Source organism: Acetobacter sp. DmW_043, from assembly GCF_002153485.1.
GTDB lineage: Bacteria > Pseudomonadota > Alphaproteobacteria > Acetobacterales > Acetobacteraceae > Acetobacter > Acetobacter thailandicus.
On record NZ_JOMN01000028.1, the window covers coordinates 1 to 5,175 of the forward strand.

Annotated in this window: 3 protein-coding genes; all 3 read left to right on the forward strand. The window is 47.8% G+C overall.

Annotated features, from left to right (window positions below; translation table 11 throughout):
- Positions 1-247: 247 nt before the first annotated feature.
- The 3 genes from HK11_RS12585 to HK11_RS09185 all read left to right on the forward strand — a co-directional run bounded on the left by HK11_RS12585 (position 248) and on the right by HK11_RS09185 (position 4,288).
- The gene (locus HK11_RS12585; protein WP_233133408.1) at positions 248-769 is read left to right on the forward strand and encodes a hypothetical protein; all 522 of its coding nucleotides are present in this window, start codon (positions 248-250) and stop codon (positions 767-769) included.
- Between the two features lie 129 nt (positions 770-898).
- Entirely contained in the window at positions 899-1,438 is a 540-nt protein-coding gene (locus tag HK11_RS09180) for a recombinase family protein (RefSeq protein WP_086555059.1), read from the forward strand.
- 330 nt (positions 1,439-1,768) lie between these two features.
- Entirely contained in the window at positions 1,769-4,288 is a 2,520-nt protein-coding gene (locus HK11_RS09185) for a hypothetical protein (RefSeq protein ID WP_086555060.1), read from the forward strand.
- Positions 4,289-5,175: the final 887 nt, after the last annotated feature.

The window sequence follows — 5,175 nt, forward strand, 5'->3', positions numbered from 1 at the left end:
CGGCGAATATCGCTGGCCTAAATCCTTAGCGTAGGATTTCGCCCCCTCCCGCAAACGACCCCTTTATGCCCCAAGTTTCTACAGGCATGTTACCCAAGATTTCCCCTAGTTGTTCCCCTCATAGTACCCGACTATGATACTACAGGATCCGGGCAGGACAGGTGATGTTAGCTAACACCACTTATCTACTTACTCGCCAAGGCTCGACGGGGTATGATTGCTCAACATTGACCAGTGAAAGCGACACATGGCCGAGAAAACAGAAGACCTGACCTATCGTCAGTTAGCTGACCGACTTGGCTTGTCTCTGGATGCGGCCCGCGCCCGTGTCCGCCGTGGTAAGTGGCTAAAAATCACGGACAATCATGGAATCATTCGTGTGAGTGTGCCAGTGGACGCACTAACCACCCCGAACGTGCAGGGCGAACGACTCCCTAAACAGCCAGAACCGACTACCCAGAACAGTCCTCCCACGGACGGGGTGAACGCTGAACTGATGAACACCCTATGCCTAGCTGTCACCACCCTACAGAGAGAACTGGATAAACGGGCAGAGGAAGCGGCGCATGACAAGGAAGAACTGTCCAGGTTACGTGATGACAATGCCGATCTGAGAGCGCGGTTAGCGGTAGCGGAATCGTTATTGATTGAACGAGAAAACCCTACGGACAGGGTGAACGTAGAGGGTGAACAAGTATCAGATGTTCAGGTAAACGTACGGGAGGAACGTCCACCCCGAACGTGGTGGCAACGTCTCTTTTCGGTATAGTCAAAATATACAGTTTTCATGAGACGCTCACCCTAGGGAAACTGCCGCTCTTTATGTCTCTTTTAGGTTGCTTTTAATTCAGAGACATAGCATAAGGGTAGAGTCTAAACCCAAAGGAGACATATTGCCATGCGTTACGGCTATGCCAGAACAAGTACCACCGATCAGAACCCGGAAGCACAGGTGGCAGTATTAGAGGCGGCAGGTTGTGATGTAATCCGCACTGAACAGAAGTCAGGAACGAAGTTAGCAGGAAGAACAGAACTGCAAACGCTTTTGGAGTTTATGCGCTCAGGTGACGTGCTGGTTGTAACGCGGGTAGATCGTTTAGCGCGTTCTATTTCTGACTTGCAGACAATCGTGCAGGTGCTCAACAAAAAGGGAGTAGAATTACAATGTACTGAACAACCCGTTGATACCACTACAGCCGCCGGTAAGTGCTTTCTTGATATGCTAGGTGTTTTCAGTGAGTTTGAAACGAACCTCAGAAAAGAACGTCAAGCGGAGGGTATCGCAAACGCAAAGGTAAAAGGCGTTTACAAGGGCCGACCTCGTCAGATCAATAGAGAAGAAATCAAGGCCATGCGTCAGTCTGGACTATCTGCAATCGAAATCAGCAACCGGCTACAGATTGCCCGTGCCCATGTCTATCGATGTCTGAAAGCGTAAAAACCCGATTCGCAGCAACCGGCGTAAGGGAAAATCACAGAAAATAGCCAGATAAGAGTTTTTTTTCTTGATCTGAAAATGGCGGTAAACTGCCGTTTATGGATGAATTGCCAATTTTTAATAAAAAAATATTAGTATTATGCCAACTCAAACGCCTTTTTGACAAGGCTGTGTGTTATGGTGAAAATAGAGATAACTCCATCCTGCAACAGTATGGAGTTTCCTAATTTATATTTCCCTATCTATCAGATTAGGGGCCTGTCGTCAACAATAAAAAACCCCCGTCAGTTTTGGCGAACCGGCGGGGGGTAACTGAGAAAGAAAAGCAAGATGAATTATAACACAAAGGAAAACGGGAATCCACAAGATTTAGATGATAAGTCGGCGCTTGATAAGGCTTATTCTCTGGTCTCGCGTTTGTCGTGGACAGTACCAGGTCAGCGATCACATGAAGAAGTGATGTCAGAAATTACTAATACGTTTGATCTATCCCTAGATGATTTAGCGTTAGTGCGTTCCTTCCTTAGTAAATTAGTAAGTGAACGGCGAAAACTCATTAGTAGCGTCTGGCATATTAATAACGAAAATGTAGTAAAGTGTGACAAACTGCCAGCCTATGACCCATCATGGCAAAACGGAATAACTTTTATTCGTTCGCCTATGGGATCTGGTAAATCAAAGCACATTGCCGCCCCATTCATTAACGAAAGCATGAACCGCCGTTACACAATCGCGTCAACGCCTAGCAAAGCGCTCTGTCACGAGCAGGCTGCAAAGTTTGGTATTGATCTTTACAGCGATGTCAGCGGACAGGGATACGCCTCTCCGGCGATGTCAGTTTGCCTTCCTTCGCTCGATAAACACGGATTGCAAGAGCAGATCGGGGGTGCTTCTTCTTTCATATTTGATGAATGGAGCCAAAGCTTAGCCCTTCTAGCTGCAAGCGGTGTTTGCAATGCTGATGATTTTGAAAAGCTGACCAGTATATGCCGCACGATGGATGCAGGCATTTTTGCAGATGCGTTTCTGTCAGACTTCGATATTGAATTTGTAACCAGCATCATGAAGCCGGGATTGCCGGTCCGCATTTACGATGTAGCCGATCAAAATCAAGGATTCAGAGCGCGTCATACTTATGGATCGAAAGCCCGCGCATGGATTATTCATGAAATCCTTAAAGAATTACACAATGGCGGGAAATGTTGGGTTTCTTGCGAAGGAAGGCGATCATCTCAGACTATCGGGGAAATTTTACAGCAGGACGGCCACCGCGTTCTAATCATAAATAAAATGACGTGCGAAACGAAAAATGTGAAAGCGTTTCTGGATAACACAGAAGAAAAATGCCTTCAATACGATGTAATTATTCATTCTCCTACTATTACAAGCGGAATGAGTATTACTGGAGAGAAACACGGAAATCATTTTACACGCGGTTTTTTTCTTGGTAGCGGCACGAAATTACAGCCCAAGATATGCACCCAGATGCTACGCCGCGTTCGTTATATTCGGGAATGGTCCATCGGTATCGCTCCAAATAACGGCGCTCAGACAATCTCTGATGCGTCCGAAGATCGTCAGGTCTATGAGATTGAACAGATGACGGGGCAATCTGTAGAAGGCCGTCAGTCGTTTAAAAGGCAAATCGAGCAGCGTGATACTAACCAGAAGGCGGATTTTGCTTCAGCAATGATCTGGATGCTGGAAGATATGCTGTTTTCTCTGGAGCGTGTTCCGTGCATCGTGTCATCTGATTTATCCGATCAGGTAACTGAGACCGCCAACAGATTAGACGAAGAAGCAAAAGCCTCTATTCTTTCTGCGCCAGATTTGACGGAAGATGAAGCCAACGAATTACGCCGTGCTGATGAAAAAACTCCTTCCGATCATCACGCGCTTACCGCTTTCGATATTCGCGCAGGCTTTGGTGTGGAGACCTTAACGCCTGAAATCGTGGATTTTTATGACGAAGGCCGGGGATTGCACCGATTGCAGCTTTTTATGGATGCGAACGGAATCACTTACAAAGAAACTAATCACGACCGCGCTCTGAACGATAACAGCAAGATTAGACGCGAACTTTACGCCTATGTGTTTGAAGGCATCGACATCACCGGCACCATTACACGACAAACCGCTGAGATAATTATTGACCGCGTTATGGCTCGACGTTTCGCGCTTGCTGCGTTTGGTTGCGTTCCGGGGAAATGGGGGCGGATTGTAGAACTGACCAGCAAAAGACAATCTAGAAAGCGAGAAGATAAAAACGGTCATATCTCGGACTTTCCACGACCGAGCTATCCAATGAGTGAGATTACCGAAATTTTTAAGATGATGGGGATCGTTCTGGATGCAGGTCCACGATATGGACGATGCGGAATTTCTGGCCGTAGCAAAATTGTGAATAATGAACGTCTGGAGCTGATTCACTCTCTATCTGAGTGCCACATGGCTACTTATATCTTAGGAAAAAGGGGCAATGTGGCACCCTCCGAAACGGTGGAAACTAACCATGTTCAGATAAATCTGGCGGCTGAATTTGTCCCGCCAGAACCAGAACCCAATCATAACAACGAGAACTATTCACCGAAAGAGAGCGCGGCAAGAGAGAAGGTCAGTTCGATCATGAGCCGTTTTATTGGCTGGCCTACGAACGGATTCGCAGATGTGTGGTTGCCGGTATCAGATGAATATGGCTTCCAAAAGACTATGACCGTGCCAGTCCCAATATGCGTGACCCTTGATGAGACTTATGATTGCGTGATTGAGACAAAACCGGGATCGCAAGAATACCTAGCGTTTCCCTTTGACGCAGAAGCTGAGCCAGTAATCGCGAGACTCATTGCATAAAAAGCGCAAGGCCCCTTGCAGACTCATATTATGCAATGCATTGTTTCTCTAGAAATACGAAACCCCCGGAGCGGAAACTCCGAGGGCTTCAAAACTCGCTGCTCACCCGGCGAGGTGGACTTGATGTGCAGAGTGGTGGAACACTCAACACGTCCGAAGCTATATTCTAAGGCTTCCCGTTTACGGATTCAAGTCTTAGATAGCAGGAAAGAGGAACGCCTCGCCTTTTTTGAAAGGTTTGGCCTGTGTCCCATTCTTCGTTTCCCGTTTTACGCTCTGTAATCCTCAATACATTTCGCGCTGGCCAGATTACACGCACCATGAAGGACGTGCTTCTCATCATCGCCAACTCTATCCGGCCAGCGTCCTATGAGAGCCTTGCCAGAGCCGCCAAGTGCTCCCGCCGGTCAGTAGCCTACGCTATCCAGCAGGCCGAGCAGCTTGGCATCCTGCGCCGCTCTCATAACCGTATCCGTAGGGGTAGCCGTTGGGTGAACGGCTGCAACGGGTATCGGTTCATCATGAAAGCCCTCACAGAAATGCTTGCTTTCCCTTGGTCTCGATCACAGTGCAAGTCTTGCCCCACGGGTAATGAAGATAAAAAAAATACAGGCCGGATGCCTCATTCTCCCGATGAATATAGGCTCATAAACGAACGATTAAACGCAGGATTGACCCCAGAGGCAGCAGGTTACAGAGGCAGCACCTAACCCATCCCTCCGACACATCCCAAAAACCAACATTGCAAAGGCTTCAAAACGGGAGCAGGTGGGAAGGGTATACCTCAAGATTACCCCATGTGTACCCCCAATGTTCCTCGTTTATGGGGTCGTTTGCGGGAGGGGGCGAAATCCTACGCTAAGGATTTAGGCCAGCGATATTCGCCG

What these genes read in the sequence shown, in the direction of transcription:
- HK11_RS12585 (WP_233133408.1), top strand. Translation starts at nt 248, where the DNA reads ATGGCCGAGAAAACAGAAGACCTGACCTATCGTCAGTTAGCTGACCGA.
- HK11_RS09180 (WP_086555059.1), top strand. Translation starts at nt 899, where the DNA reads ATGCGTTACGGCTATGCCAGAACAAGTACCACCGATCAGAACCCGGAA.
- HK11_RS09185 (WP_086555060.1), top strand. Translation starts at nt 1,769, where the DNA reads ATGAATTATAACACAAAGGAAAACGGGAATCCACAAGATTTAGATGAT.